Annotated in this window: 28 protein-coding genes, 1 tRNA gene and 1 pseudogene; 12 read left to right on the top strand and 18 right to left on the bottom strand. The window is 51.2% G+C overall.

The genetic code is table 11. The features are described from left to right. Window positions 1-6: 6 nt before the first annotated feature. Window positions 7-2751, top strand: a complete 2745-nt coding sequence (gene torS / locus A31E_RS17415; RefSeq protein WP_071990829.1) for a TMAO reductase system sensor histidine kinase/response regulator TorS — start codon at window positions 7-9, stop codon at window positions 2749-2751. Window positions 2752-2822: 71 nt separating this feature from the next. Beyond that, window positions 2823-3896, top strand: coding sequence for a 4Fe-4S binding protein (locus A31E_RS17420; protein ID WP_016248569.1), 1074 nt, complete (start codon window positions 2823-2825; stop codon window positions 3894-3896). A gap of 49 nt (window positions 3897-3945) precedes the next feature. On the opposite strand, the gene A31E_RS17425 is transcribed toward A31E_RS17420, so the two are convergent. The 4 genes and pseudogenes from A31E_RS17425 to cspG form a co-directional block, all read right to left on the bottom strand. Further along, complete coding sequence (locus A31E_RS17425) at window positions 3946-4119, bottom strand: GnsA/GnsB family addiction module toxin (RefSeq protein WP_001019201.1); 174 nt, start codon at window positions 4117-4119, stop codon at window positions 3946-3948. After that, window positions 4109-4330 (bottom strand): annotated as a pseudogene (locus A31E_RS26185) (cold-shock protein). The gene A31E_RS17425 and the pseudogene A31E_RS26185 overlap by 11 nt, the downstream one beginning before the upstream one ends. Next, a complete protein-coding gene (locus A31E_RS23945; RefSeq protein WP_071524879.1) occupies window positions 4305-4493 on the bottom strand; it encodes a cold shock small protein YmcF in 189 nt (62 codons plus the stop codon). Before A31E_RS23945 ends, A31E_RS26185 begins: the two are co-directional and overlap by 26 nt. Before the next feature lie 10 nt (window positions 4494-4503). Beyond that, a complete protein-coding gene (cspG, locus tag A31E_RS17430; RefSeq protein WP_000066492.1) occupies window positions 4504-4716 on the bottom strand; it encodes a cold shock protein CspG in 213 nt (70 codons plus the stop codon). A gap of 284 nt (window positions 4717-5000) precedes the next feature. On the opposite strand from cspG, the gene cspH reads away from it, so the two are divergent. Continuing rightward, on the top strand, window positions 5001-5213 hold the full coding sequence (gene cspH / locus A31E_RS0122285; protein WP_000087760.1) for a cold shock-like protein CspH: 213 nt from the start codon (window positions 5001-5003) through the stop codon (window positions 5211-5213). Here the strand turns inward: cspH and A31E_RS17435 are convergent. The 10 genes from A31E_RS17435 to hyaA all read right to left on the bottom strand — a co-directional run bounded on the left by A31E_RS17435 (window position 5201) and on the right by hyaA (window position 15002). After that, a complete protein-coding gene (locus A31E_RS17435; protein WP_016248568.1) occupies window positions 5201-6511 on the bottom strand; it encodes an AppA family phytase/histidine-type acid phosphatase in 1311 nt (436 codons plus the stop codon). The two genes, cspH and A31E_RS17435, sit on opposite strands and share 13 nt — an antisense overlap. An 87-nt stretch (window positions 6512-6598) precedes the next feature. Next, entirely contained in the window at window positions 6599-6691 is a 93-nt protein-coding gene (gene cbdX / locus A31E_RS17440; protein ID WP_000270307.1) for a cytochrome bd-II oxidase subunit CbdX, read from the bottom strand. A 13-nt stretch (window positions 6692-6704) separates the two neighbouring features. Continuing rightward, window positions 6705-7841, bottom strand: a complete 1137-nt coding sequence (gene appB / locus A31E_RS17445) for a cytochrome d ubiquinol oxidase subunit II (protein WP_016248567.1) — start codon at window positions 7839-7841, stop codon at window positions 6705-6707. A gap of 11 nt (window positions 7842-7852) precedes the next feature. Then, window positions 7853-9397 carry a cytochrome bd-II oxidase subunit 1 gene (appC, locus tag A31E_RS17450; protein WP_016248566.1) on the bottom strand — a complete coding sequence of 515 codons (1545 nt, stop codon included), beginning with the start codon at window positions 9395-9397 and terminating at the stop codon, window positions 7853-7855. A 134-nt stretch (window positions 9398-9531) separates the two neighbouring features. Next, a complete protein-coding gene (locus tag A31E_RS17455) occupies window positions 9532-10389 on the bottom strand; it encodes a hydrogenase expression/formation protein (protein WP_000004881.1) in 858 nt (285 codons plus the stop codon). After that, the gene (gene hyaE / locus A31E_RS17460; RefSeq protein WP_001516141.1) at window positions 10386-10784 is read right to left on the bottom strand and encodes a hydrogenase-1 operon protein HyaE; all 399 of its coding nucleotides are present in this window, start codon (window positions 10782-10784) and stop codon (window positions 10386-10388) included. Before hyaE ends, A31E_RS17455 begins: the two co-directional genes overlap by 4 nt. Further along, complete coding sequence (gene hyaD / locus A31E_RS17465; protein WP_016248565.1) at window positions 10781-11368, bottom strand: hydrogenase 1 maturation protease; 588 nt, start codon at window positions 11366-11368, stop codon at window positions 10781-10783. Before hyaD ends, hyaE begins: the two co-directional genes overlap by 4 nt. After that, entirely contained in the window at window positions 11365-12075 is a 711-nt protein-coding gene (gene hyaC, locus A31E_RS17470) for a Ni/Fe-hydrogenase b-type cytochrome subunit (protein ID WP_001156752.1), read from the bottom strand. Before hyaC ends, hyaD begins: the two co-directional genes overlap by 4 nt. Before the next feature lie 18 nt (window positions 12076-12093). Beyond that, entirely contained in the window at window positions 12094-13887 is a 1794-nt protein-coding gene (hyaB, locus tag A31E_RS17475; protein WP_016248564.1) for a Ni/Fe-hydrogenase large subunit, read from the bottom strand. Next, complete coding sequence (gene hyaA / locus A31E_RS17480; RefSeq protein WP_001516139.1) at window positions 13884-15002, bottom strand: hydrogenase 1 small subunit; 1119 nt, start codon at window positions 15000-15002, stop codon at window positions 13884-13886. Before hyaA ends, hyaB begins: the two co-directional genes overlap by 4 nt. 404 nt (window positions 15003-15406) lie before the next feature. Between hyaA and A31E_RS17485 the strand changes: the two genes are divergently transcribed. From A31E_RS17485 to tusE, 3 genes are all read left to right on the top strand, one after another. Then, window positions 15407-15494, top strand: a tRNA-Ser gene (locus A31E_RS17485). A 207-nt stretch (window positions 15495-15701) separates the two neighbouring features. Beyond that, window positions 15702-16361 carry an FtsH protease modulator YccA gene (gene yccA, locus A31E_RS17490; protein ID WP_000375136.1) on the top strand — a complete coding sequence of 220 codons (660 nt, stop codon included), beginning with the start codon at window positions 15702-15704 and terminating at the stop codon, window positions 16359-16361. Window positions 16362-16452: 91 nt separating this feature from the next. Then, the gene (gene tusE / locus A31E_RS17495; protein WP_010376933.1) at window positions 16453-16782 is read left to right on the top strand and encodes a sulfurtransferase TusE; all 330 of its coding nucleotides are present in this window, start codon (window positions 16453-16455) and stop codon (window positions 16780-16782) included. Here the strand turns inward: tusE and yccX are convergent. After that, window positions 16779-17057, bottom strand: a complete 279-nt coding sequence (gene yccX, locus A31E_RS17500; RefSeq protein WP_016248563.1) for an acylphosphatase — start codon at window positions 17055-17057, stop codon at window positions 16779-16781. The genes tusE and yccX overlap by 4 nt on opposite strands. Window positions 17058-17151: 94 nt before the next feature. Between yccX and rlmI the strand changes: the two genes are divergently transcribed. Further along, entirely contained in the window at window positions 17152-18342 is a 1191-nt protein-coding gene (rlmI, locus tag A31E_RS17505) for a 23S rRNA (cytosine(1962)-C(5))-methyltransferase RlmI (RefSeq protein ID WP_000116311.1), read from the top strand. Between the two features lie 57 nt (window positions 18343-18399). Then, on the top strand, window positions 18400-18717 hold the full coding sequence (gene hspQ / locus A31E_RS17510) for a heat shock protein HspQ (RefSeq protein ID WP_001295356.1): 318 nt from the start codon (window positions 18400-18402) through the stop codon (window positions 18715-18717). A gap of 44 nt (window positions 18718-18761) precedes the next feature. On the opposite strand, the gene A31E_RS17515 is transcribed toward hspQ, so the two are convergent. Beyond that, the gene (locus A31E_RS17515; protein ID WP_001516136.1) at window positions 18762-19175 is read right to left on the bottom strand and encodes a CoA-binding protein; all 414 of its coding nucleotides are present in this window, start codon (window positions 19173-19175) and stop codon (window positions 18762-18764) included. Window positions 19176-19347: 172 nt separating this feature from the next. Between A31E_RS17515 and A31E_RS17520 the strand changes: the two genes are divergently transcribed. Both A31E_RS17520 and mgsA read left to right on the top strand, forming a co-directional pair. Beyond that, a complete protein-coding gene (locus A31E_RS17520) occupies window positions 19348-20010 on the top strand; it encodes a DUF2057 family protein (RefSeq protein ID WP_000847778.1) in 663 nt (220 codons plus the stop codon). A gap of 95 nt (window positions 20011-20105) precedes the next feature. Beyond that, entirely contained in the window at window positions 20106-20564 is a 459-nt protein-coding gene (mgsA, locus tag A31E_RS17525) for a methylglyoxal synthase (RefSeq protein ID WP_001516135.1), read from the top strand. A 31-nt stretch (window positions 20565-20595) separates the two neighbouring features. On the opposite strand, the gene helD is transcribed toward mgsA, so the two are convergent. After that, on the bottom strand, window positions 20596-22650 hold the full coding sequence (gene helD, locus A31E_RS17530; protein ID WP_001516134.1) for a DNA helicase IV: 2055 nt from the start codon (window positions 22648-22650) through the stop codon (window positions 20596-20598). Between the two features lie 122 nt (window positions 22651-22772). Here helD and A31E_RS17535 point away from each other — a divergent pair, with 122 nt between their 5' ends. Next, complete coding sequence (locus A31E_RS17535) at window positions 22773-23219, top strand: YccF domain-containing protein (protein ID WP_001261229.1); 447 nt, start codon at window positions 22773-22775, stop codon at window positions 23217-23219. Between the two features lie 9 nt (window positions 23220-23228). After that, a complete protein-coding gene (yccS, locus tag A31E_RS17540) occupies window positions 23229-25391 on the top strand; it encodes a YccS family putative transporter (protein ID WP_000875016.1) in 2163 nt (720 codons plus the stop codon). Here the strand turns inward: yccS and sxy are convergent. Further along, window positions 25354-25983 carry a CRP-S regulon transcriptional coactivator Sxy gene (gene sxy / locus A31E_RS17545; RefSeq protein WP_016248561.1) on the bottom strand — a complete coding sequence of 210 codons (630 nt, stop codon included), beginning with the start codon at window positions 25981-25983 and terminating at the stop codon, window positions 25354-25356. The two genes, yccS and sxy, sit on opposite strands and share 38 nt — an antisense overlap. Window positions 25984-26194: the final 211 nt, after the last annotated feature.

The following is a 26194-nucleotide window of genomic DNA, read 5'->3' as shown; positions in this document are numbered from 1 at the left end:
CCAACTGTGAATTTAACCCTGACCCGAAGACTCTGGATGGGCTTTGCCCTGATGGCGTTGCTAACCCTGACCAGTACTCTGGTGGGATGGTACAACCTGCGTTTTGTCAGCCAGGTAGAAAAAGCCAATACTCAGGCATTGATTCCTACCATGAATATGGCGCGTCAGTTGAGCGAAGCCAGCGCCTGGGAACTTTTCGCCGCGCAGAACCTGACCAGTGCCGATAACGAAAAGATGTGGCAGGCACAGGGGCGAATGCTCACCGCGCAAAGCCTGAAGATTAACGCGTTGTTGCAAGCGTTACGGGAACAAGGTTTCGACACCTCTGCGATTGAACAACAGGAGCAGGAGATCTCCCGTTCGTTACGTCAGCAAGGCGAACTGGTGGGGCAGCGTTTGCAACTGCGCCAGCAACAGCAACAACTCAGTCAGCAAATTGTCGCTGCCGCTGATGCGATCGCACGTATGGCGCAAGGTCAGGCGAATAACGCTGCGACCTCTGCCGGAGCCACTCAAGCCGGGATTTATGATTTGATCGAACGTCATCAACACCAGGCTGCCGAAAGTGCGCTCGATCGGCTGATTGATATCGATCTTGAGTACGTTAACCAAATGAATGAACTGCGTCTCAGCGCCCTGCGGGTGCAGCAAATGGTGATGACTCTGAGGCTGGAGCAGATCCAGAAAGATGCACCAACGTTGGAAAATCAACTCAATAATGCAGTGAAAATTCTACAACGTCGGCAAATTCGCATTGAAGATCCGGGTGTGCGCACACGGGTGGCACAATCCTTAGAAATCATTCATCGTTATAGCGATTTACTGGCGCTTTATCAGCAGGACAATGAAATCAGCAATCGTCTGCAAACTCTCGCCCAAAATAACATCGCCCAGTTCGCACAGTTTAGTAGCGAAGTCAGCCAACTGGTTGACACTATTGAGCAACGCAACCAAAGTGGACTCACTCATCTGGAAAAAGCCAGTGAACGAGGGCAATACAGCTTGCTACTCCTGGGCGTTGTTTCCCTTTGCTCTTTGATTCTGATCCTCTGGCGCGTGGTTTATCGTTCAGTCACGCGCCCACTTGCCGAACAAACGCAGGCACTGCAACGCCTGCTGGACGGCGATATCGACTCCCCTTTCCCGGAAACCGCTGGCGTGCGGGAGCTGGATACCATCGGGCGGCTGATGGATGCTTTTCGCAGTAGTGTTCATGCGCTTAATCGCCACCGCGAACAACTGGCAGCGCAGGTCAAAGCGCGCACTGCCGAATTGCAGGAACTGGTAGTAGAACACCGGCTGGCACGGGCAGAAGCAGAAAAAGCCAGTCAGGCAAAATCGGCGTTTCTGGCGGCAATGAGCCATGAGATCCGCACTCCGCTGTACGGCATTCTCGGCACCGCTCAACTGCTGGCGGATAACCCGGCGCTTAACGCCCAGCGTGATGACTTGCGGGCAATTACCGATTCTGGCGAATCATTGCTGACCATCCTTAACGATATTCTCGATTATTCGGCTATCGAAGCAGGTGGCAAGAATGTCTCGGTCAGCGATGAACCGTATGAACCACGCCCGCTGCTGGAAAGTACCCTGCAATTAATGAGCGGGCGGGTGAAAGGTCGTCCGATTCGACTGGCAACGGAAATTGCCGACGATGTACCGACCGCGTTAATGGGTGATCCGCGACGTATTCGCCAGGTTATTACCAATTTGTTGAGTAATGCCCTGCGTTTCACTGACGAGGGGCAGATTGTCCTGCGTAGCCGCACTGATGGCGAACAATGGCTGGTCGAAGTGGAAGACAGCGGCTGTGGTATTGATCCCGCGAAACTGGCTGATATCTTCCAGCCATTTGTTCAGGTGAGTGGTAAACGCGGCGGCAGTGGACTGGGGTTGACGATCAGTACCAGCCTGGCCCAGGCGATGGGCGGCGAACTGATCGCCACAAGCACGCCGGGGGTTGGAAGCTGTTTTTGCTTACGGTTACCGTTACGCGTTGCCACCGCGCCAGCACCTAAAATAGTCAATCAGGCGGTGCATCTGGATGGTTTACGCTTGCTGTTAATTGAAGATAACCCGCTAACGCAGCGTATTACCATCGAGATACTGAACACCAGTGGTGCTCAGGTCACTGCCGTTGGAAATGCCACGCAGGCTTTAGAGACGCTGCAAAATAGTGAATCGTTTGCTGCCGCGCTGGTGGATTTTGATCTGCCGGATATCGACGGCATTACACTTGCCAGGCAACTTTCGCTGCAATATCCGTCGCTGGTTTTGATTGGCTTTAGCGCCCATGTCATCGACGAAACGTTGCGCCAGCGTACCAGTTCGCTATTTCGCGGAATTATCCCTAAACCGGTGCCGCGTGAAGTGCTCGGTCAGTTACTGGCGCACTATCTCCACCAGCAAAAAAATAACGATCAGCCGCTGGATGTATCGCAACTCAATGAAGATGCACAGTTAATGGGAGCGGATAAGATCCACGAATGGCTGACATTATTTAAACAACATACCCTGCCGCTTCTTGATGAAATAGATACTGCTCGCGCCAGACACGACAGCGAGAAAATCAAACGCGCTGCACACCAGCTAAAAAGTAGTTGCGCCAGTCTGGGAATGCGCAGTGCCAGCCAGTTGTGCGGGCAACTTGAGCGGGAACCATTAGCCGCTCTCCTGCCGCGCGAAGAAATTACACGCAGTATCGCGGCTCTGGAAGAGTGGTTGAATAAGAAAGACCTGAACGCGATTTGAATCAATATCAGCCAGATAAGAAGACTTAGAATAGTAGCATTTAGCATGCAACTTAATGGACTGGCAAAATCATGGCTGAGAAAAAAAGAATCCGCTGGCAGCGGCGGCCAGGCACAACGGGCGGTAAATTACCGTGGAATGACTGGCGCAATGCCACGACCTGGCGTAAAGCGACGCAATTATTACTGCTGGCAATCAATATTTATATTGCCATCACCTTCTGGTATTGGGTGCGCTATTACGAAACGGCAGGTAGTACGCCTTTTATCGCAAGGCCAGGTGGTATTGAAGGCTGGCTCCCTATTGCCGGTCTGATGAATCTGAAATACAGCCTTGAAACAGGCCAGTTACCTTCCGTGCACGCCGCCGCGATGCTGTTGCTGGTCGCTTTTATCATTATCAGCTTGCTGCTGAAAAAAGCCTTTTGCTCGTGGCTATGCCCGGTTGGTACGCTATCTGAGTTAATTGGCGATCTGGGGAAAAAACTGTTTGGTCGGCAATTTGCCCTTCCTCTCTGGCTGGATATTCCTCTGCGTGCGGTGAAATATCTGCTGTTGAGTTTTTTTCTCTATATCGCGTTATTCATGCCCGCTCAGGCGATTCACTATTTTATGCTATCGCCCTACAGCGTGGTGATGGATGTTAAAATGCTCGATTTCTTTCGTCATATGGGGACAGCGACGTTAATCAGCGTGATCGTTTTGCTGATTGCCAGCCTGTTTATTCGCCATGCCTGGTGTCGTTATCTCTGCCCGTATGGCGCGTTAATGGGACTGGTTTCGCTATTATCGCCGTTTAAGATTCGTCGCAATGCCGAAAGTTGTATCGACTGCGGCAAATGCGCAAATAATTGTCCGTCACGGATCCCTGTCGATAAATTAATCCAGGTTAGAACGGTGGAATGTACCGGCTGTATGACCTGCATCGAGTCATGCCCGGTCGCCTCAACATTAACTTTTTCGCTGCGAAACCCCGCGATAAATAAAAAAGCTTTTGCGTTATCTGGCTGGCTAATAACACTACTGATATTGGGAATTATGTTCGCGGTGATTGGTTACGCGATGTATGCAGGTGTATGGCAAAGCCCGGTGCCAGAGGAATTGTACCGACGCTTAATTCCACGGGCGGCAATGATTGGTCATTAACAGAGTGACAAGCGGAACATCACCTCGTGCTGGGGTGATGTCCACAAAATCACATTATTTGGATTTTGACGTCATAGCCTTCAAGCCCGGTCATTTTCTCCCGCGCGGTGAAGCGAATTTCAGAGACTTCTTTCCCTGTGCTCTTGTTTAACTCGGTGATTTTTTGCGCAATAAAGTCGGAGATTTCTGTTTCGGCTTGTTTTTTTAGCTCTTCAATATTCACTGTTAACCTCTTCTGGTCTTAAAAGGCAGCAACACGCCAGTAAGGTGTTGGTTCCCTGTTCAGGTAACAAAAGTTATAAGCTATCTGCCTGAAAGATTCAATAATCAGTAGGTTATCGCTCAATATGCATACAGGGATGAGTGCAAACAGAAGATATAAAAAAGGCTCCGCGAGGGAGCCTGATATTATTTTGTGAAATCCAGTGGCGCATGGTCTGTGCGTATTTGTAAAGCAACGTTATCAAAGGTGATCATCGTCGATTTACAGAAAATACACTTAGCTCCCAAAGGATTTCGCTCCGTCACATCGAATGCCGATGTGCGGTACTGTGAACCATGACAACATGGACAGCGGAAATGGAGATGTTGAGTAATAACGGCAACCTTAGAGCGCAACAACGTTCGCTGCCGAGGGACCACGTTGCCCCTGCTCAATAGAAAATTCGACTTTCTGATTTTCATTCAGAGTGCGGAATTCATTGCTCTGGATGGCGGTGAAATGAACGAAGACGTCCTTGCTGCCATCATCAGGAGTGATAAAGCCAAAACCTTTATCTGCGTTAAACCATTTTACTAAACCAGTCATTTTATTAGACATATTTTACTTCCTTCATTTTGGGCCTTTCGGCAAACAGGGCTTTAATACAGAAACTACTTAGTGTTCAGGAGAGAGACTCAAAAGAAGGGGATAATGCCTGATAATGAGAACTGCTTTAGTAAACTACTTTGTATGCTGTCTGTCTTTCAAACCGACGCAGCTATTAACGCATGATACACATAATTAAGCAAATTTATTTTAGCCGTCCGGCGGTCTTAAATATCGCTGGCTTTATTTTTTTAAAACCGTATAGTGCAGCGCAGTATTTTTAGTAAGGAATTTGTTTGTCCCGTAAAATGACAGGAATTGTCAAAACCTTTGATCGCAAAAGCGGCAAAGGATTCATCATCCCCTCCGACGGTCGTAAAGAAGTCCAGGTCCATATTTCCGCATTCAGCCCCCGCGACGCAGAAGTACTTATACCAGGGTTACGCGTAGAGTTTTGCCGCGTTAATGGCCTGCGTGGACCAACAGCGGCAAATGTTTATTTATCCTGATATAAACTGCAGGCCGGAATACGCGCTTCATTCACGATTTGCGTAAAATCCGCCAGTGAACACATGCCCTGCGCGTTTCTTTCTTCACACTCGGCCAACGTCAACTTCACTTCCCCTGGCGGCGTATCAAGCGACAGACGGGCTTTATCACGCATCTGCTGCAAGGTCTGGAATACCAGCGAAACCTGAATCCACTGACTGTTATCACTTAGCCGCCGCCAGCGTTCAAATACCAGTTCACCTCCCGGCGGGGTGTTATCCGGTTGGCCCGGCAGCGTCCAGTTAAGTCCCAGTGCCCCACCTAAATTCGCCAGGTTAGTATCATGCCCGGCAATAAACAGCAGCGAAGTCGGTAGCGTAACACCATAGCTCTGCCTTTGCGGATTATGTGGCGTCAGCGCCGTCAGGAGCAAATCCAACAGGGGCGTGGCACGGCTACGGGCCACTTCTGGGGTACGTTGCAGCAGATAAAACTGCGCATTATGCAGACTCAGCAAGGTGTTCCACTGGTGTGAATCAGTAATTCGTCCCCAACCAGGCTCCGGCATTCCCTGTGCCTGCTGCAGGAGAAATATCTCCGTCAGCATTGATGCCAGACTCACCGCACCGGTTAATGAAACGTTATCGGTACTTACTTTCAGTTCAGACGGCAATACTTGCGTCAATGAACAACTTTCGTCTTGTTTCTCTCGTTTGAGGCACAGACTTGATTGCGGGAAATTAAGCACCCGCTCCAGTTCGTGAAATGCCGTTTGCCGATGATCAGTAAAGTTAGTGATCGAGCCGCCTGCCCTGTTAAGAATAGCTTCAGTCACGTTCGCTTTATCCAGTTGGCAGACACCGGTTTTCAGCGGATTAAATAGCGGATCGGGACTGGCGGTGTCTGACCGGGTATGTACGGTTATTGCACAATTGGGAGCCAGCCCGGCGGCAAAGGCTTCGCCTGTTTTACGGGTGCGTTCGTCGACATCAGCAATAATCGCCACCTGACCTGGTTTCGGACAGCCATTTTTTGCCAGCAAACCGTCAGTCACCAGACGCTGGCGTTGGTAATGTCCGAGATAAGAGATCAGCTCACCGCCTCGTGGTGTCAGCCAACCCAGTTTCACCGGCCAACCTGGCCATGTGTCTGGAGTAATTTCCTGCATGAGTTGCGTAGATTTAGTGGGGGCACGCACGCCATGACGGCTGACAATCACCACACTCTCCAATTTCAGTTCCGGCTCACTCTGAGCGTATGCAGGTAGTGGTGTTAACGGAAGCAGAAGAGAAAAAAAGGGGAGCAATATCGCTTTCATCGCCAGGTTTCCGTTTTTCATGTTTCGCATTATTGCCGGATACGACGCTGACGCTTCTTCTCCGGCCTATGTTCGTTGTGCGTCAAATCAACCTTTTAGACGCGGTTCCAGCCACACCAACACCACGGTGGAGAGTGAACACATCAACAAAATGCCGACGAACCACAATAAATACCACATTGTTCATCCCTCCTTAGTACAGCTCATGATCGTGATGGCGGAGAGTTTCAGTTGTCATACGCCCCCACATTTTGTAGTAGCTCCACACAGTGTAGAGCAACACAATAGGCAAAAATATCAGCACAATTACTAACATAATGCTCAACGTCAGTTGACTGGAGGTGCTATCCCACAGCGTCAGGCTGGAGCTCGGGCTGATGTTCGAAGGCATAACAAATGGAAACAGCGTGATGCCTGCCGTGAAAATCACGCCAAATTGCATCAATGACGCCAGCAGAAATCCCCAACCGGGGCGACCACGATAAATCGCCATCACCGTCAGCAACGGGCAGAAGAAACCCAGCAGCGGGAAGATCCACAATACCGGCGATTCAACAAAATTATTCATCCAGGCACCAGGCAATACCGCAACCAGTTTCATTAACGGATTGGATGGACCGTTAACATCCTGAGCGAGCAATACGAAGCCATCAATACCAACCCACAGCCAGTACCCCGCCAGCAAAAAGCAGAGCATCACCAGCAGAGCCGCGCGTTTGGTCGCCAGTTGCGAACGCAGGTGAATAGCACCGACTGTTTTTAGTTGCAGCCAGACGCCCCCTTGCAAAATCACCATTCCAAGACTGAGCAAACCGCACAGTAGAGGGAATGGCGTCAGCAATTGCCAGAAGCTACCGAGGTACTCCACGCGTAATTGCGGCGTGAAAGCAAACGGCACGCCGAGTAACAAATTGCCAAACGCGATACCGAAGACGACCGGCGGTATCAGACTACCGATGACCAGCCCGGCATCCCACATTTTACGCCAGCGTGCATCCGCGATTTTTCCGCGATAATCAAAGGCCAGCGGGCGGAAGAACAGCGAGCACAGCACCAGGATCATCGCCACATAAAATCCAGAAAACGCAGCGGCGTAAACTCTGGGCCAGGCGGCAAATAATGCCCCTCCCGCGAGGATTAACCAGACCTGGTTGCCTTCCCAGTGTGCGCCAACACTGTTAATCACTATCCGGCGTTCATCATCATCACGCGCCACCAGCGGCAGCAGGCAACCGATCCCCATGTCAAATCCGTCGGAGATCATAAAGACCACCAGAATCACGCCAATCAGTAGCCACCAGATGAAGCGCAATGTTTCATAATCAAACATGATTCTCTCCTTTACCCCTGCTGCTGCGTCGGTTGTTCACTCTGCATCGCGCTTGGCCCCAGACGGGCATATTTCTGCATCAGGTAGACTTCAGCGATTAAGAACAGGGTGTAAAGCCCTACTATCATGATCAGTGAAAAAGCCAGTTGTCCTGTGGTTAAGGCAGAGTGCGCGGAGTATGTTGGCAAAATGTCCTGAATCGCCCACGGCTGACGGCCAAACTCGGTCATAAACCACCCTGCTTCAATGGCAATCCACGGCAGCGGCAAACTCCAGAGCACCATTTTCAGCACCCAACGATGCTGGTCGATTTTGCCGCGCAGCGTCTGAACGAGCGCAATCAGCATTACCAGTAACAACAGCGAACCGCAGCCCACCATGATGCGGAAACTCCAGAACACCGGCGCAACTTGTGGAATAGCACCGCGCATAGCCGCCTGATACTGCGCAGGTGTGACATGATTCATATCCGGCGCATAGCGGGAGAGCAACATGCCATAACCGAGATCGTTTTCCAGCTCATGAAATGCTTGCAGTACATGCGGCTCGCGGTTGCCTTGCGAAATCTCCTGCATCAGCAGCCAGGCCATACGCCCGCGTTGCAATCGTGGATAAGTTTCAGCCATCAAATTTTTCAACCCTGGTACAGGCTTATCTAATGAGTGAGTGGCGAGGATCCCTAACAGCGCAGGGATTTTGATGGCAAAAGCGTTACGCTCTTGATCCTGTTCCGGCCAGGCAATGAGATGGAACGGCGCAGGTGCCGGTTCGGTTTGCCACTCCCCTTCCATTGCCGCCAGTTTTACCGGCTGAACGCGTGCGACTTCATAAGCAGAACTGTCTCCAAGTTGCAGCGTGCCGATTATCGCCAGTGTGCCAAAGACCGAACCGATAGCAAACGAACGTAAAGCGACATCACGCTCCCGTCCGCGCAGTAAGTACCAGGCGCTGATCGCCATAATGAACATCGCCCCGGTCACATAACCTGCCATCACCGTATGGACAAATTTCACCTGGCTGACGGGGTTAAAGACCAGATCGCTGAAACTGGTCATCTCCATACGCAAGGTGTCGATATCGAAATGCGCGCCGGTCGGAAACTGCATCCACCCATTGGCATTCAAAATCCACAATGCGGAGATATTGGAACCAAATGCCACCAGCCAGGTGACCAGCAGGTGCTGGTATTTATTCAGCCGTTGCCAGCCAAAGAAGAACAGACCGACAAAGGTGGATTCGAGGAAGAAGGCCATTAATGCTTCCATCGCCAGCGGTGCGCCAAAAATGTCGCCCACATAGTTGGAATAGAATGACCAGTTAGTACCAAACTGAAACTCCATGGTGAGACCAGTAGCCACGCCGAGAGCGAAGTTGATACCGAAGAGCTTACCCCAGAAGCGCGTCATATCGCGGTAGACTGTTTTGCCGGTGACCACGTAAATGGTTTCCATGATAGCCAGCAAAAAAATCAGCCCCAGGGTAAGGGGCACGAACAAAAAGTGGTATAGCGCGGTCAGTGCAAACTGCCAGCGCGATAAATCAATAACATCCCACATGCGAACTCCTGTAGGCGAAGAGAGGGAAATAACCCTTTAATAGTAGATCTCCCTTTTTATCCTTACAGTTTGTAGGTGGTTGTATTCGCTGATTGCGATATTCATAGGACTGAAAGCGATATTTGCCGCCATTTTCACTGTTGCGCGCTTTCTATAAGCCACTGACACACCTCGCCCAACCGCTGCGCGGAGTCCGCCAAATCTTCCGGCGCTGCCAGCACAACTTCCGGTATCGGGCAGATTTCATAACTCTCAAGTAATGGGCCTTTTAACGTATCCATACAGCGTAAATGCCAGACATGTCGCAAACCGGTGGCGTTGATATAGCTCTCGCCATAGCCAATAGTGCGAATCTGGATATTACCCGGCCCGCACAGCCGCGAGAGAAATAACCTGTCAGCCTCGCTGACAGGCAACTGCGTCAGGTTAATACTATGTGGCTGCGCCTCAGGATTACGCACATGCGCCAGCAATTCATGAGCCAGCGGCAGTCCGTTCATCAGACCATCAATGGGCGGTGGTAGCAGCGAATCTGTCGGCAGCGTATTATGCGTTGCCGCCTGCCATAACGGCAGCGGCGCGCAGCCTGTCTCCAGCCGGTCTTCCAGCAACAGCTCACCGCTACGCCTGCGTACTCGCCACAATCCGCAGAAGATCGCCTCCTGAATTTCACTTTCACTGCCGTCAATATGTTGGATGCGCACTGACACTTCCCCTTCTCCGAGAAGCGTATTGATAAAGTGGCGATCATCAGCATTGAGATTTAACAGATCGACGGCCAGCACCTCGCCTAATGGCGGTACGCGTTGCGTTAGTTGATGCTGTAGATCGTTTAACAGCGTAATCACCCGTGGACTATGAGCACACTGCTCCAGTGCCGCCATGCTCGGTTCATCATTCACCTGACAGGTAATTGGCAGCGGATTCATGCTGAAACTGTCATCATCAGGTTGCGTTCCTGGCCCCAGCAGATGGAAAAAAGTCTCACTCATGAATCACATTCCTGTTTTGATTCGACAAGGCCGCGCATCAGGTTTATCAGCTCTGCCCACGGGTGAATGCCATTCAATACGCCGCGATAATGACCATCAGTAAACACTAATGTGGCTGGAAAACGAAAAACACTAAATCTGTCTCCGATGGCTTCACTTTGCTCAAGATCGGCAATTGCCACCTGCCATGCATAATCTGGAAACTCACGCAGTAGCTCTGCGACCATCACCGGATTATCACTGACTTCAGGAGTACGTTTCGGATCGCTGCTTAACAGCACCACACTATCCGGCGCTTGCATAAGCCACTGATCGAGACGAGGCTCAGTGATCGGCGTCCAACCACGCGCCAGCATACGTTGCCACAACGCACTAAAAGGTGAGTCGTTAATCATCCCTGCTCCTCCAGCGTCATCCGATACTGACGCAAGCGAACACCTTCGTAATTTTCCATCGACAGACAGTCATAATTGAGACAACGCGATTCCTCCGCCCGTTGCGGCACAACTCCCCACGCCGACAGTTGCACCAGCGCCGCCTGTTCCGCTGCAGGCAGTTGCTCCCGCGCAAGCCCGCTAAGGCTACCGCCGTAGTCGTCGAGCATTGCCGGTTGTAGCCCGACGAGGGCAATATGTGTTGGCAGATGTCCGCGGATATCTGCCAGCGCTAATACTTCGGAGAAACTGTTCTGGTGCAGGCTCATTTTCTTCGCACTGAGATATGCCGGAATGCGCTCTCCGGCATATGTTCGTAGTGTTCCAGGTTCCAGCCCGTAATCAATAGCATCGAGAATCAACAGATGGCTGGCGTTTTCAACATACCCCAGCAGGTTCAGCCCCTGAGTACCACCATCGACAATCTCCACGTTTTCGGGCCAGTGATAATGGGCATACAGCCGTTCCGCCACCCGCACACCGAAACCTTCATCGGCCCACAGCAGGTTGCCCAACCCCATTACCACTACACGTTGCTCGCTCATGAACGCTCCTTGTCGCTGCTCATTTTTCCAAATTTGTGGCTACGGTAGCCGTTCACCATCGTGGAGATCACCGTGTCGTCGGACATGATGTCTTCACGCAGCGCCATATAAACATGACCAATCACAAATGCGCCAATCAACCACATGCCCAGCCGATGCCAGCTATGAATGTCCAGCGAGTTGCCGCCCGTCCAGTAGAAAAATTCCACTACATAACGAAACGGCGCAAAAATGGCGTACTGGCTGTGTTCGCTGTACAGCGCAAAACCGGTGACGATCATAAAAACAGACATCAGGAAATAGCCGAACATCGCAGCCTGCGCGATGGGGTTATGGCCAATGTCAGCGCTCGGGCGTTTTGCCAGAAACAGATACCAGCGGATTTCGTACCACACGCCCAGCCACCAGCTTTTGCGCCATACCGGCACGATGAAAAGCTCGCGTGAGTAGCGATTGCCGACAAACGCCCAGTAGATCCGCATCAGCAAGACGACGGTAAAAATCATCCCGGCGCTGAAGTGTATTAGCCTGATGTAGCCCATATAGAACAGATACGTCGCCTCACCACTGACTGAAGGCAGCGGCTTGCCGATAAAGTAGCCGGTGACCATCAATACCGCCATGCACAGCACCGTCAGCCAGTGCCATATCCGCACGGGCGCTTCAAAGACATAGTGGCTGATAACGTTGTCGCTTTTCTCTTGCATGATGATTCTCCTTCGCTGTTAGCGCACCTGCACGGAGATCAGTTCGCTACCGTCGTCGCCCAGCACATGCGTTGAACAGGCGAGGCACGGGTCGAAGCTGTGCAGGGTACGCAGGATCTCCAGCGGTTGCTCGGGGATCGCCATTTTGGTGTTCATCAGTGCGGCTTCATAAGCACCAATTTGCCCTTTGGGATCGCGCGGGCTGGCGTTCCAGGTGGTCGGCACCACACACTGGTAGAGATCGATTTTGCCATCGCGAATAGCGGCCCAGTGACCTAAAGCCCCACGCGGTGCTTCAGTAAAGCCGACGCCACGGCACACTTTCGGCCAGGTCGCAGGCTCCCATTTTTCGGTGGAGGCGGTGGCAAGATTGCCGTTTTTCAGGTTGGTCATTAACTTGTTGAAAAAGTACTGTAACTTACTTGCAGCCCACTGAGCTTCATGGGCGCGGCACAGAATGCGGCCTAACGTCGACTGGATGCCAGAAAGCGGCAGGTTCAGCGCCGACATCATCCGATCAACCGACTCAACGGTCGCAGCATCGCCTTTGTGGTAAGCGATTAACGTGCGAGCCAGCGGCCCTACTTCCATCGCGTGACCGCGCCAGCGTGGCGCTTTGATCCACGAGTAGCGCTCCTGTTCATTCAGTTGCTGAATGTTTGTATCGCTACCTTTAACGTCGCCGGGGTTGTACCACGGGTCGGTGATACCATCGAACGGATGACGCCCGACCTGATCGTCGGGATAACGATACCAGGCGTGATCGACAAATTCCTGCACCTGCTGCGGATCAACTAAATCCACTGGCAGTACGTTTTTGAAATCGCCATTGATCACCGCACCGCCAGGCATCAGCAGACTTTTCTCGCCAAAGTCGTTAGCGATATCCGGGAACGCACCGTAGCTGAGGACGCATTTATCAGAAAGGCCAGTGCCGATGTCACTCCACGGTTTGTTGAACTGGCCGATGGCTAAGGCGTCGGGGATCATCACGTTATTAATGAAGTCCGCCGTGCGGGTAATGATCGACTGCACCAGGTTCAGGCGCTCCATATTAACCGCCCCGACCGCACCGCTTTCGTCGATATTTATGGCACAAGGCATCCCGCCGACAATCCAGTTGGGATGCGGGTTTTTACCGCCAAAGACCGCGTGGATTTTGACAATCTCACGCTGGAAATCGAGAGCTTCGAGATAGTGAGCAAAGCCCATCAGGTTGGCTTCTGGTGGCAGTTTGTACTGCGGGTGCCCCCAGTAGCCGTTGCGGAAGATCCCTAACTGCCCGCCTTCGACAAATTTCTTCAGTCGATTTTGCACATCAAAGAAGTAACCAGGGGAAGACTTCGGCCACGAGGAGAGGCTTTGCGCCAGTTCGGAAGTTTTACGCGGGTCGGCTTGCAGCGCGTTAAGTACGTCGATCCAGTCCATTCCGGCGAGCTGATAAAAGTGCACCAGATGGTCGTGGCACCAGAGCGTCGCCAGCATAATGTTGCGAATGATATTGGCGTTATCCGGCACTTTGATGCCAATAGCATCTTCAATGGCGTAAACCGAAGCCAGGGCGTGTACGCCGGTGCAGACGCCGCAGATACGTTCAACAAACGCCCACGCATCACGCGGATCACGGCCTTGCAAAATGATCTCCAGCCCGCGAAACATCGTGCCGCAGGAGACAGCATTGGTGATCACATTCTGATCGTTAATATTCACTTCACAGCGCATATGACCTTCGATGCGCGTGATCGGGTCGACCACCAGGCGACGTCCGGCATTATTGATGGTGTATCCCTGAGTTTCATACTGAGTGCTCATGCCTGTTTATCCTCGTTGCCTGGCTGTTGTTCGGTCTCTGCTGGTTGCTGGTTATGACGTCTGCGCTGGTCAATCGCGCTGGCGACTGCATGTACGCCAACAGCCGCAGCCACGACGCCAAGCGCGGTTAAGCCCACGGTATCGGCGGTAGAGTGCGTTCCCATCTGCGGAATATCGACCACGCGGCTGTAGAATGAGCCGCGATCCCAGAAACCATTTTCAGAACAGCCCAGGCAACCGTGACCGGACTGGATCGGGAAGGAGACGCCATCATTCCAACGGGTTGAGGAGCAGGCGTTATAGGTGGTTGGCCCTTTACACCCCATTTTGTACAGGCAGTAACCTTTGCGAGCGGCGTCATCGTCCCAACTCTGGACAAACTCACCAGCGTCAAAGTGGGCGCGGCGATAGCATTTATCGTGGATACGTTGACCGTAGAACATCAGTGGACGCCCCATTCTGTCGACATCTGGCAGGCGATCAAACGTCACCATATAAGTAATGATGGCGCTCATCACATCCGGGATCGGCGGGCAACCAGGGACTTTAATGATTGGTTTGTCGGTAATGACTTTATCGATAGGCGTTGCCTGCGTCGGATTGGGGCGAGCGGCTTGTACGCAGCCCCAGGACGCGCAGGTTCCCCAGGCAATAATTGCGCTGGCCCCCGCAGCGGCACGTTTGAGTTTCTCAATAAACGGCCGACCGCTGCTGATACAAAACATCCCCTGCTCGCCCAGCGGCGGGTTACCTTCTACTGCAAGGATATATTTGCCGTTGTATTGCGTGATGATATCTTCAAAGACTTCCTCCGCCTGAGTACCAGCGGCAGCCATTAAGGTATCGTCGTAGTCGAGAGAAATAAGGGAAAGAATGACATCCTTCGCCAGCGGATGAGCAGAACGGATAAAAGATTCGGTGCAGCAGGTACATTCCAGACCGTGGATCCACACTACCGGAATGCGCGGTTTATTCTCCAGCGCCCAAGCAATCTTCGGTGCCATCCCCGCGCCTAATCCCAGCGAGGTGGCAGCCAGACTGCAATATTTAAGAAAACTCCGCCGGGTAACCCCCTGACGTCGCATAGCCTGGTAAAAGGTTTCCTCATTATTCATATCGCACGTCTCTTCTCCTTGCGACACCGACTGAAGTGCCGGGCGCTTTTGGTCGGCAAGCGACGTCCCTGTAGCAAGGTAAACTATCGCTTCACGAGAGAGACAGAAAACGAAAGCTCATCCTTCTGCACTGGCGCACGTCGCCAGAAAGTATTGTTAATAAAGCGTAGTGAACGTTTTGCACAAAACAATACAAAGTGTGTGGATTTATCTTTTAGCGATAAAAATGGATCTTATTTTCCTAAAAGCCTGGCGCAGGAAGATTACGAGTGGTTTTTATGGCGACGAAACACCCAAATTGCTGTTATTTCACGCAAACAACACCATTTTGGCTGTTTTTCAGGCAAACAAACAAATTGGGGGTTTACACGACGCATCGGGATGTTTATAGTTCGCGTCATTCCGGAAGTGTGGCCGAGCGGTTGAAGGCACCGGTCTTGAAAACCGGCGACCCGAAAGGGTTCCAGAGTTCGAATCTCTGCGCTTCCGCCAAATAAGATAAGGGGTTAGCTAAATGCTAACCCCTTTTTCTTTTACCTGTCAAAATCACCATGCCGTTATACCATTCCCAATGGTTAAACTCGTCTTTGCTAAATCTGTTCCAGATCAAATGCGTAAAGATGGGTAAAACCTCTGGGTAGCTTTCGGCAATATCATTATGCTGCTTTATTAATTACACCTGTCATAGAGAGTGACTCCATGGATCGTATAGTTAGTTCTTCACATGACCGTACATCACTACTTAGCACCCATAAGGTGCTGCGTAATACCTATTTTCTGCTGAGCCTGACGCTGGCCTTTTCGGCAATTACCGCGACGGCCAGTACGGTTCTGATGCTGCCATCTCCGGGCCTGATTCTGACGTTGGTAGGGATGTATGGTCTGATGTTCCTGACCTATAAAACTGCCAACAAACCAACCGGGATTATCTCCGCGTTCGCCTTTACCGGTTTTCTCGGTTATATCCTCGGCCCGATTCTGAACACTTACCTGTCTGCCGGAATGGGCGACGTAATCGCTATGGCGCTGGGCGGCACAGCATTAGTGTTCTTCTGCTGCTCTGCGTATGTGCTTACCACCCGCAAAGACATGTCTTTCCTCGGCGGTATGCTGATGGCCGGTATTGTGGTGGTGTTGATTGGAATGGTAGCGAATATCTTCCTGCAACTGCCTGCCCTGCATCTGGCAATCAGTGCGGTATTTATTCTGATCTCCTCTGGCGCGATTCTGTTTGAAACCAGCAACATCATTCATGGCGGTGAAACGAACTACATTCGTGCCACGGTGAGTCTGTATGTGTCGCTGTACAACATCTTCGTGAGCCTGTTGAGCATTCTTGGCTTCGCCAGCCGCGATTAATCTCGCCCGATACCACTTACAGAGCCTCGCTTTATGCGGGGCTTTGTTTTTTGCTACACTGCAGCCAGTCTGACTAAGGTAGTAAATGAATATGTTGATCTTCGAAGGTAAAGAGATAGAGACCGATACCGAAGGCTATCTCAAAGAGAGTAGCCTGTGGAGCGAACCTCTGGCAGCCGTGATTGCCGAAAAGGAAGGGATTACGCTGTCGCCTGAACACTGGGAAGTAGTGCGCTTTGTGCGTGACTTCTACCTGGAATTTAATACGTCTCCGGCGATTCGTATGCTGGTAAAAGCGATGGCGAATAAGTTTGGCGAAGAAAAAGGTAACAGCCGCTATCTGTACCGACTGTTCCCGAAAGGCCCGGCAAAGCAAGCCACCAAAATTGCCGGCCTGCCGAAACCCGTGAAATGCATTTAACGGATACGAAAATCCGTTAATTCGCCAGAAGGATGATGCGGTTCGCTAAGCACCCGTTCCACGCGGGCTGAACGCGGACCGCCGCTCTTTAACCACTGCATTAATTTTTCCACCTGCCCTTCATCACCACAGGCAACCACTTCCACGCTGCCATCATCAAGATTTTTTGCGTAGCCGGTTAACCCTAGCCTTTTCGCTTCGTACTGAGTGGTATAACGAAACCCTACCCCCTGAACTCGCCCGTAAACCCAGGCAATTATGCATACTTTCGACATCACCGCTCTCCTTATCCTTAATGGACGCGTTGCAAATCCATGGAAAACTCCGGACAATGACGCCCATTTCTTTGCATCGACAGAATAGTAAATTATGAGTGTACGTTTAGTGTTAGCCAAAGGGCGCGAAAAATCATTACTTCGTCGCCATCCGTGGGTCTTTTCCGGTGCCGTCGCACGTATGGAAGGTAAAGCCAGCCTCGGTGAAACCATCGATATTGTTGATCATCAGGGAAAATGGTTAGCACGCGGCGCTTATTCGCCAGCGTCGCAAATCCGCGCTCGTGTCTGGACGTTTGATCCGTCAGAATCCATCGACATTGCCTTTTTCACCCGCCGCTTACAACAGGCGCAAAAGTGGCGCGACTGGCTGGCGAAAAAAGATGGTCTCGATAGCTATCGTTTAATCGCCGGTGAGTCTGACGGCCTGCCGGGTATTACTATTGATCGTTTCGGCAATTTTCTGGTGCTGCAACTGCTGAGTGCAGGCGCGGAGTATCAGCGCGCAGCATTAATCAGCGCCCTACAAACGCTCTATCCGGAATGCGCGATTTACGATCGTAGCGACGTGGCAGTACGTAAAAAAGAGGGGATGGAGCTGACCCAGGGGCCAGTAACCGGCGAGCTGCCACCTGCCCTGCTGCCTATTGAAGAACATGGCATGAAGCTACTGGTGGACATTCAACACGGGCACAAAACGGGCTACTACCTGGACCAGCGTGACAGTCGCCTGGCAACACGCCGCTATGTAGAAAATAAACGCGTGCTGAACTGCTTCTCTTATACCGGTGGATTCGCAGTATCGGCATTGATGGGCGGTTGTAGCCAGGTGGTCAGTGTCGATACTTCACAGGAAGCACTGGATATCGCACGGAAAAACGTTGAGCTAAACAAACTCGATTTGAGCAAAGCTGAGTTTGTGCGCGATGACGTCTTTAAATTACTGCGCACCTACCGCGATCGCGGTGAAAAATTTGACGTTATCGTGATGGATCCGCCGAAGTTTGTTGAGAACAAAAGTCAGCTAATGGGCGCGTGCCGCGGCTATAAAGACATCAACATGCTGGCAATTCAGTTATTGAATGAGGGCGGTGTTCTTCTGACTTTTTCCTGTTCTGGCCTGATGACCAGCGATTTATTTCAGAAAATCATCGCTGATGCCGCAATTGATGCCGGTCGTGATATACAATTTATAGAGCAGTTCCGTCAGGCAGCCGATCATCCGGTGATCGCTACCTACCCGGAAGGGCTATATCTGAAAGGGTTTGCCTGTCGCGTCATGTAACTTGAAATGTGGAATTCTGTCCTTATATCAAAGGTGAAGATTTCCCGGGAGGTGACTATGATTGCCAGCAAATTCGGTATCGGCCAGCAGGTCCGCCATTCCCTGTTAGGTTATCTCGGAGTGGTCGTGGATATCGACCCGGTTTATTCGCTCTCTGAACCGTCACCTGATGAGCTGGCGGTGAACGATGAGCTTCGCGCCGCTCCGTGGTATCACGTGGTGATGGAGGATGACAACGGCCTACCGGTTCATACCTACCTGGCTGAAGCCCAGCTAAGTAGCGAATTGCAGGATGAACATCCAGAGCAGCCGTCAATGGATGAGCTGGCGCAGACGATCCGCAAGCAACTCCAGGCACCGCGTCTGCGTAACTAATCCCCATAAAATCCCCGGAAGGTTTTTGCCTTCCGGGGATTTTTTTATTTAGCCAGCCCCAGACGAGGGATCTCAATGGCCGGGCAACGATCCATTACCACATTTAACCCAGCTTCCCGCGCCAGTACCGCAGCTTGCTCATTAATCACCCCTAGCTGCATCCATAAGGTTTTCGCACCGATGGCGATAGCTTCCTGCGCTACATCCCACGCAGCTTCTGAATTACGGAAGACATCTACCATATCTACTTTTTCCGGAACTTCCGCCAGCGTACCGTAACCCTGCTGGCCCAGCAGCGTTTTACCGGCGACTTTTGGTGAGACAGGAATGACGTGATAGCCCTGATCAAGCAGATATTTCATTACGCGATAACTTGGACGGTCAGGTTTATCACTTGCCCCTACCAGCGCAATGGTGTGAGTGGACGTTAAAATGGCTGCAATATCGGTTTCTTTCATCATTTCCTCCAGACTATTTACCAAAGTGTACGACAATACCGACATACCAACCATGCAGCTAATACGAATGTATGAGAGCAAAAGATGGAAATATGTCTATATGTTAGTAAGTATGATTAAAGAAAAATTTTGATACATTATTATTCGGGCGGTCATTAGACAGGAGCTATCTATGAAAACCGGCATTTTGACCACCTTGATTGTATTATGTTTGCCGGTGACCGTTTTTGCCACCACGCTGCGGCTGTCCAGCGACGTTGACCTTCTGGTGCTCGACGGCAAGAAAGTTTCCAGTTCTCTGCTGCGCGGCGCGGACAGCATTGAACTGGATAACGGCCCGCATCAATTAGTGTTTCGCGTCGAGAAAACCATCAACCTTTCTGGTAATGAAGAACGTCTGTATATCTCCCCACCTCTGGTCGTCAGTTTTAATACCCAACTTATCAGCCAGGTGAATTTTCGCCTGCCCCGTCTGGAGAATGAACGGGAAGCGACCCATTTTGATGCCACTCCGCGCCTTGAATTGTTAGATGGCGATGCGACGCCGATCCCGGTAAAGCTGGATATTCTGGCGATTACCTCAACCGCAAAAACGATTGATTATGAAGGAGAGGTTGAACGCTATAACAAATCTGCGAAGCGCGCCTCGCTTCCGCAATTTGCCACCATGATGGCAGATGACAGCACACTGCTTTCTGGCGTTTCCGAACTGGATGCGATTCCACCGCAATCTCAGGTGCTCACTGAACAACGACTGAAGTATTGGTTTAAGCTGGCTGATCCACAAACGCGAAATACCTTCCTGCAATGGGCGGAAAAACAACCATCGTCCTGATATTTTTGTGCCTGCGCGCAGGCTTTTTCGGTCTTTATCTTGCAGCGGTAAGTGCTTACAGTAATCTGTAGGAAAGCTAACTACGGATGTAAATTATGGAACTGACGACTCGCACTTTACCTGCGCGGAAACATATTGCGCTGGTGGCACACGATCACTGCAAACAAACGCTGATGAGCTGGGTGGGGCGGCATCAACCGCTTCTGGAGCAGCACGAGCTTTATGCAACGGGCACCACGGGTAACTTAATTTCCCGCGCAACAGGAATGAACGTTAATGCCATGCTAAGTGGCCCAATGGGCGGTGACCAGCAGGTCGGCGCATTAATTTCTGAAGGGAAAATTGATGTGCTGATTTTCTTCTGGGACCCGTTAAACGCCGTGCCGCACGATCCCGATGTGAAAGCATTGCTACGTCTGGCGACAGTGTGGAACATTCCGGTCGCTACCAACGTAGCAACGGCAGATTTCATCATCCAGTCGCCGCATTTCAACGACGCCGTGGATATTCTGATCCCGGATTATCAGCGTTATCTCGCGGAACGCCTGAAATAATATTGCACAGGTGGCAAATGCCACCTGTTTCTTACGGTTTTCTCGCCACCGGAACATCCAGTTTTTTCAGGACTTCGACAAAGGGAGAAGGATTCTCTTTGTTGAACAATGCCCATACCCGATACCTTGCACGAGTCAGCGCAACGTACATTAACCGCCGTTCTTCGGCGTCAGGGAAATCTTCCACTGGCGGCAATAGCGCCTCTTCCATAATCGACTCACGCGCCGCAGCCGGGAAGCCATCACTCCCCTCCTGCAAACCAACAATGATGACGTAATCCGCCTGTTGCCCTTTGCTGGCATGAATCGTCATAAAGTCAATTTGCAACTTCGGCCAGCGCGTCGCCGCTTTTTCCAGACTGACGGGTTTCAAATGATGGTAACGCGCCAGCACCAGAATGCGCTCTTCCGGTTTGGCATAACCAGACAGTTTATCCAGCAAAGCATCAAGCTGGCTCTCTTCCAGCAGAGTAACGGCTTTTTTGTCGCCATTGGTTAAACTGTTTAGCGGCTTTTTCAGTTGACTGGGGTTTTGCTGGATAAAGCGATTCGCCACCTCCCCGATACGGCTGTTGAAACGATAAGTAGTATCTAAATCACAGCGATCGCCTTCACCGAAGTTTTCATGGAAAGCCGTGGTGAGCGACATTTGCGCCCCGCTGAAGCGGTAAATGGCCTGCCAATCATCGCCAACGGCGAACAACGTCGTCTGACTGTTTTGCTTGCGTAATGCCGCTAACAAAGCGGCGCGCTGCGGTGAGATATCCTGAAACTCATCGACCAGAATATGTTTCCACGGGCTGATAAAGCGGCCTTTCTCAAGGATTACAATGGCCTGATGAATCAAACCGGAAAAATCAACGGCATTTTCTGCCTTCAGTGCGCTTTTCCACGCCTTCAACAAGGGAGCCATCAACTTGATGCGTTTACTGAACAAGTCACGAATTTCCTCGGGCGCGCTGGCAATCATTTCAGCCTGTGCACCACCGTGCATCCGCATCAGGTTTACCCAGCGATCGAGGCGAGATGCGAGACGACGCTGCAATTTTTCATCATCCCAGAAGTTACCTTCTGGCACTGACCACTGCATTTCTTCCGTCAGCCATTGCCGCCAGCCCTTCGCCTGCGCTTTCTTCTCGCTGCATTGCTTGCGCCACTCAGCAATAAAGAGTTCATGACGGGCAGTAGTATCATTTTCCAGGTTGCTGACTGTCGGTACTTTTTTGCTACCTTGCTGAATAATATGCAGCGCCAGTGAATGAAACGTGCGTGCGGTAATGTCTTCAGTATGGAGCCGTTCGCGAATACGCTCATCCATCTCTTCAGCCGCTTTTCGGCCAAACGCCAGCAATAAGATTTGCTCAGGAGACGCTTCGCCGCGCGCCAGCAACCAGCCGGCTCGCGCTACCAGCACGGACGTTTTTCCGCTTCCTGCGCCAGCAAGTACTAATAACGAATGCTCGCCATTGACAACTGCACGAGCCTGCGCCGGATTAAGTGGTGAAGACTCAACCTGACGGAAAAAATCCGCATACTTATTGAGCATGATTTCGGTGTACGCCTGATTATGCTGCAACCGACTGCCTTCAATATCTTTCAGCCAGGCCTGACATTTGTGCCACGCTTCACGACAGTTATCGAATTCGTCTAGCCGGTTGACCGGCAACGGTAACGCCGACAAAGCCTGGCGAATTTGTTGCTGTACGCCAGAAGTTTGCTCCCGCGTCAGCCATTTATTGTCGCCGGTGCGCGTGGCAATCAAATCGAGTTGCTGCTGTAAGACGCCGGCCGCAATTTCGCTCATCTCCTCGCTCCACCGCCGCCAGTGAGCATCAAGATGATGGTGAAAACGCTGTGTCTCAGCCCATTCGGTGCCGTGCAGACGCACTACTTTTTCATCAGGCAACACAAATTCCAGCTCGCCCCACACCAGACCGCGCTTACAGTGAATCGCCAGTAATTGATTGAAAGGAATGAGATATTCGTGACGATCGCCGGAAACTTTTATCCCGGCATTGAGGATCACCGCCCGATCGTAAGGGTGCTGTGCCAGACGCTTGCCAAGAGTTGTCGCTTTCAGTTCCATGTCTCTGTAGATCCACACGATGTTATTTCTTATCAGTGTAACCGTCAGAGAAAACGTGCTCCAGCCCAAAAAAACGTTACAATTGCCGCCCATTACTGAAAACCACAGTAAAGCGAGGTTTTATGCGTACCGTTTTGAACATTCTGAACTTTGTCCTGGGCGGATTCGCCACTACCCTGGCCTGGTTGTTAGCGACCCTTGTCAGTATTGTGCTGATTTTTACCTTACCGCTGACTCGTTCCTGCTGGGAAATCACTAAACTTTCGTTGTTGCCCTACGGCAATGAAGCTATTCATGTCGATGAACTGAATCCGGCGGGTAAAAATGTGTTGCTCAACACGGGCGGCACCGTACTGAATATTTTCTGGCTGATTTTCTTCGGCTGGTGGTTATGCTTAATGCATATTGCTTCTGGTATTGCGCAATGCCTCACCATCATCGGTATTCCTGTCGGCATTGCGAACTTTAAAATTGCCGCTATTGCACTGTGGCCGGTAGGTCGCCGCGTAGTTTCTGTGGAAACAGCTCAAGCTGCGCGTGAAGCGAATGCGCGCCGCCGTTTCGAATAATCTAATTTTATGGCCTTTATGCTAAGCCCTTTGCTCAAACGCTATACCTGGAACAGCGCCTGGCTGTATTACGCCCGCATTTTTATCGCACTTTGCGGTACTACTGCGTTTCCGTGGTGGCTGGGTGATGTAAAACTGACGATTCCGCTGACACTCGGAATGGTTGCGGCGGCATTGACCGATCTCGATGACCGGCTGGCGGGACGTCTGCGTAACCTCATCATTACGCTGTTCTGCTTTTTTATCGCTTCGGCCTCGGTAGAACTGTTGTTCCCGTGGCCCTGGTTGTTTGCCATTGGCTTAACGCTCTCCACCAGCGGCTTCATTTTGCTCGGCGGACTGGGGCAACGCTACGCGACTATCGCTTTTGGCGCGTTGTTGATAGCCATTTACACCATGCTGGGAACATCTCTGTATGAGCACTGGTATCAACAGCCTATGTATCTGCTTGCAGGAGCCGTCTGGTACAACATCCTGACGCTTATCGGCCATCTGCTGTTCCCTGTCCGCCCATTGCAGGACAATCTGGCGCGTTGCTATGAACAACTGGCACGTTATCTGGAACTGAAATCACGCATGTTCGATCCCGATATAGAAGACGAAAGCCAGGCGCCGCTCTACGAACTGGCTCTCGCCAACGGGCAACTAATGGCGACGCTGAACCAGACGAAGCTCTCATTGCTGACTCGCTTACGCGGCGATCGTGGTCAACGGGGAACGCGTCGCACATTACATTACTACTTTGTGGCGCAAGATATCCACGAGCGTGCCAGCTCTTCTCATATTCAATATCAAACGTTGCGGGAACATTTTCGCCACAGCGACGTGCTGTTCCGTTTCCAGCGGCTGATGTCAATGCAGGGACAAGCTTGCCAGCAACTGTCACGCTGTATTTTGCTGCGTCAGCCTTACCAACACGACCCGCATTTTGAACGCGCCTTCACTCACATTGACGCAGCGCTTGAGCGGATGCGCGATAACGGTGCGCCGATTGATTTGCTAAAAACGTTGGGATTTCTGCTGACAAACTTACGCGCCATTGATGCTCAACTGGCGACGATTGAATCAGAGCAAGCTCAGGCGATGCCGCATAACGATACTGAAAGCCAACTTGCCGACGACAGCCCACACGGATTAAGTGATATCTGGCTGCGCCTTAGCCGTAACTTTACGCCGGAATCCGCCCTCTTCCGCCACGCGGTAAGGATGTCACTGGTGTTGTGCGTCGGCTACGCCATCATTCAGATAACCGGGATGCATCACGGTTACTGGATCTTGCTGACCAGCCTGTTTGTTTGCCAGCCAAACTATAACGCCACGCGCCACCGCCTGAAGTTAAGGATTATTGGTACGTTGGTGGGTATTGCGATTGGTATTCCAGTGCTGTGGTTTGTTCCATCACTGGAAGGGCAATTGGTGCTCCTGGTCATTACCGGCGTGCTCTTTTTCGCCTTCCGTAACGTGCAATACGCTCATGCAACGATGTTCATTACGCTGTTGGTGCTGCTGTGCTTCAATCTGCTGGGTGAGGGTTTTGAAGTGGCGCTGCCACGCGTAATCGATACGCTAATCGGGTGTGCCATAGCATGGGCAGCGGTAAGTTACATCTGGCCAGACTGGCGTTTCCGCAATCTGCCCAGGATGCTTGAACGCGCGACCGAGGCCAACTGCCGCTATCTCGATGCCATTCTCGAGCAATATCATCAGGGACGTGATAACCGTCTGGCGTATCGTATTGCCCGCCGCGATGCCCACAACCGCGATGCAGAGCTGGCTTCAGTAGTGTCGAATATGTCCAGCGAACCGAACGTTACACCGCAAATTCGCGAAGACGCGTTCCGGTTACTGTGTCTCAACCATACATTCACCAGCTACATCTCAGCCCTCGGCGCACACCGTGAGCAGTTAACTAATCCTGAAATTCTGGCGTTTCTTGATGATGCTGTTTGCTACGTTGATGACGCGCTACATCATCAACCTGCCGATGAAGAACGCGTCAATCAGGCATTAGCAGGCCTGAAACAACGGATGCAGCAACTTGAGCCGCGAGCAGACAGCAAGGAGCCTCTGGTTGTACAACAAATCGGGTTATTGATTGCATTACTGCCAGAAATTGGCCGCCTGCAGCACAGGATTACTCAAGTTCCGCAGGAAAATCCTGCTTTGGCGTAATAGAATCAGCCCATTCAGCAAGCTCCTGGCGGCGTGCCACCGGGAGCGCTGCTTCATGAATACCGATAATTGCGCCTTCAAGCATAAACAAGATCTTTTCTGTCACCAGACTATTTTGCTGCCGCAGCCGCAACCAACACATTTTCGCCCCAAGTATACGTAACGCCCGTACATCCTTAATCCCCACTTCCCCGAGAATCGCTTCCAGATGAAAAGACATATTGGGCAAATCTTTCAGTCTTTCCCGGGTATTACGTGTAGTTTTCTCTTTAAGCGCTGCGTCGAGAGAATATTTTGACAGACGTACCAGCTTCAGTTGATTTCGCCATAAACTTTCATCAACCCGATAGTAATTGAGGGTAACGAACCGTCCACACTTTTTATATGTCAGCCAGACTGGCGGATATTTTACACAGTATTGTGCGCTTTGCTCACAAGCCCGAAGATACAACTCACCATCAGAAACTACCGCAAATACCGTGTCGTCAACGGTCAGACTGTAACTACCAAACAATGATCGGTATTCAATTGTGCCCAACGTTGCCAGGTATTTCTGTGACTTATAGATCCGCTTATAGGAGAGGCTTTTCATAAAATTCCTTTTAAAATCATAATATAAAAGAATGATTCACATTAACGGATCCGTTAAATACGAAAATAGGCAACTTATTCTCAAGGGGCAAGATTAATTTATGTTTTCCAGCCACCAACGACAAAATTTGCGAGGCACTTTCCGAAAATAGGGTTGATCTTTGTTGTCACCGGATGTACTGTATATCTATACAGTAACTCACAGGGCTGGA

Origin of the sequence: Escherichia sp. KTE159 (assembly GCF_000408805.1) — a bacterium.
GTDB lineage: Bacteria > Pseudomonadota > Gammaproteobacteria > Enterobacterales > Enterobacteriaceae > Escherichia > Escherichia marmotae.
This window is presented reverse-complemented; position numbering and strand designations above follow the sequence as displayed.

Bases quoted from the DNA above. Each gene is read 5' to 3' on its own strand.
- hyaC (WP_001156752.1), bottom strand. From the start codon at position 12,075: ATGCAAGAGAAAAGCGACAACGTTATCAGCCACTATGTCTTTGAAGCG.
- cspG (WP_000066492.1), bottom strand. From the start codon at position 4,716: ATGTCTAATAAAATGACTGGTTTAGTAAAATGGTTTAACGCAGATAAA.
- hyaE (WP_001516141.1), bottom strand. From the start codon at position 10,784: ATGATTAACGACTCACCTTTTAGTGCGTTGTGGCAACGTATGCTGGCG.
- A31E_RS17520 (WP_000847778.1), top strand. From the start codon at position 19,348: ATGAAAACCGGCATTTTGACCACCTTGATTGTATTATGTTTGCCGGTG.
- yccX (WP_016248563.1), bottom strand. From the start codon at position 17,057: ATGTCGAAAGTATGCATAATTGCCTGGGTTTACGGGCGAGTTCAGGGG.
- yccA (WP_000375136.1), top strand. From the start codon at position 15,702: ATGGATCGTATAGTTAGTTCTTCACATGACCGTACATCACTACTTAGC.
- cbdX (WP_000270307.1), bottom strand. From the start codon at position 6,691: ATGTGGTATTTATTGTGGTTCGTCGGCATTTTGTTGATGTGTTCACTC.
- hyaA (WP_001516139.1), bottom strand. From the start codon at position 15,002: ATGAATAATGAGGAAACCTTTTACCAGGCTATGCGACGTCAGGGGGTT.
- yccS (WP_000875016.1), top strand. From the start codon at position 23,229: ATGGCCTTTATGCTAAGCCCTTTGCTCAAACGCTATACCTGGAACAGC.
- sxy (WP_016248561.1), bottom strand. From the start codon at position 25,983: ATGAAAAGCCTCTCCTATAAGCGGATCTATAAGTCACAGAAATACCTG.
- appC (WP_016248566.1), bottom strand. From the start codon at position 9,397: ATGTGGGATGTTATTGATTTATCGCGCTGGCAGTTTGCACTGACCGCG.
- hyaD (WP_016248565.1), bottom strand. From the start codon at position 11,368: ATGAGCGAGCAACGTGTAGTGGTAATGGGGTTGGGCAACCTGCTGTGG.
- rlmI (WP_000116311.1), top strand. From the start codon at position 17,152: ATGAGTGTACGTTTAGTGTTAGCCAAAGGGCGCGAAAAATCATTACTT.
- hspQ (WP_001295356.1), top strand. From the start codon at position 18,400: ATGATTGCCAGCAAATTCGGTATCGGCCAGCAGGTCCGCCATTCCCTG.
- appB (WP_016248567.1), bottom strand. From the start codon at position 7,841: ATGTTTGATTATGAAACATTGCGCTTCATCTGGTGGCTACTGATTGGC.
- helD (WP_001516134.1), bottom strand. From the start codon at position 22,650: ATGGAACTGAAAGCGACAACTCTTGGCAAGCGTCTGGCACAGCACCCT.
- A31E_RS17535 (WP_001261229.1), top strand. From the start codon at position 22,773: ATGCGTACCGTTTTGAACATTCTGAACTTTGTCCTGGGCGGATTCGCC.
- A31E_RS17435 (WP_016248568.1), bottom strand. From the start codon at position 6,511: ATGAAAGCGATATTGCTCCCCTTTTTTTCTCTTCTGCTTCCGTTAACA.
- hyaB (WP_016248564.1), bottom strand. From the start codon at position 13,887: ATGAGCACTCAGTATGAAACTCAGGGATACACCATCAATAATGCCGGA.
- A31E_RS17515 (WP_001516136.1), bottom strand. From the start codon at position 19,175: ATGAAAGAAACCGATATTGCAGCCATTTTAACGTCCACTCACACCATT.
- tusE (WP_010376933.1), top strand. From the start codon at position 16,453: ATGTTGATCTTCGAAGGTAAAGAGATAGAGACCGATACCGAAGGCTAT.
- mgsA (WP_001516135.1), top strand. From the start codon at position 20,106: ATGGAACTGACGACTCGCACTTTACCTGCGCGGAAACATATTGCGCTG.
- A31E_RS17420 (WP_016248569.1), top strand. From the start codon at position 2,823: ATGGCTGAGAAAAAAAGAATCCGCTGGCAGCGGCGGCCAGGCACAACG.
- A31E_RS17455 (WP_000004881.1), bottom strand. From the start codon at position 10,389: ATGAGTGAGACTTTTTTCCATCTGCTGGGGCCAGGAACGCAACCTGAT.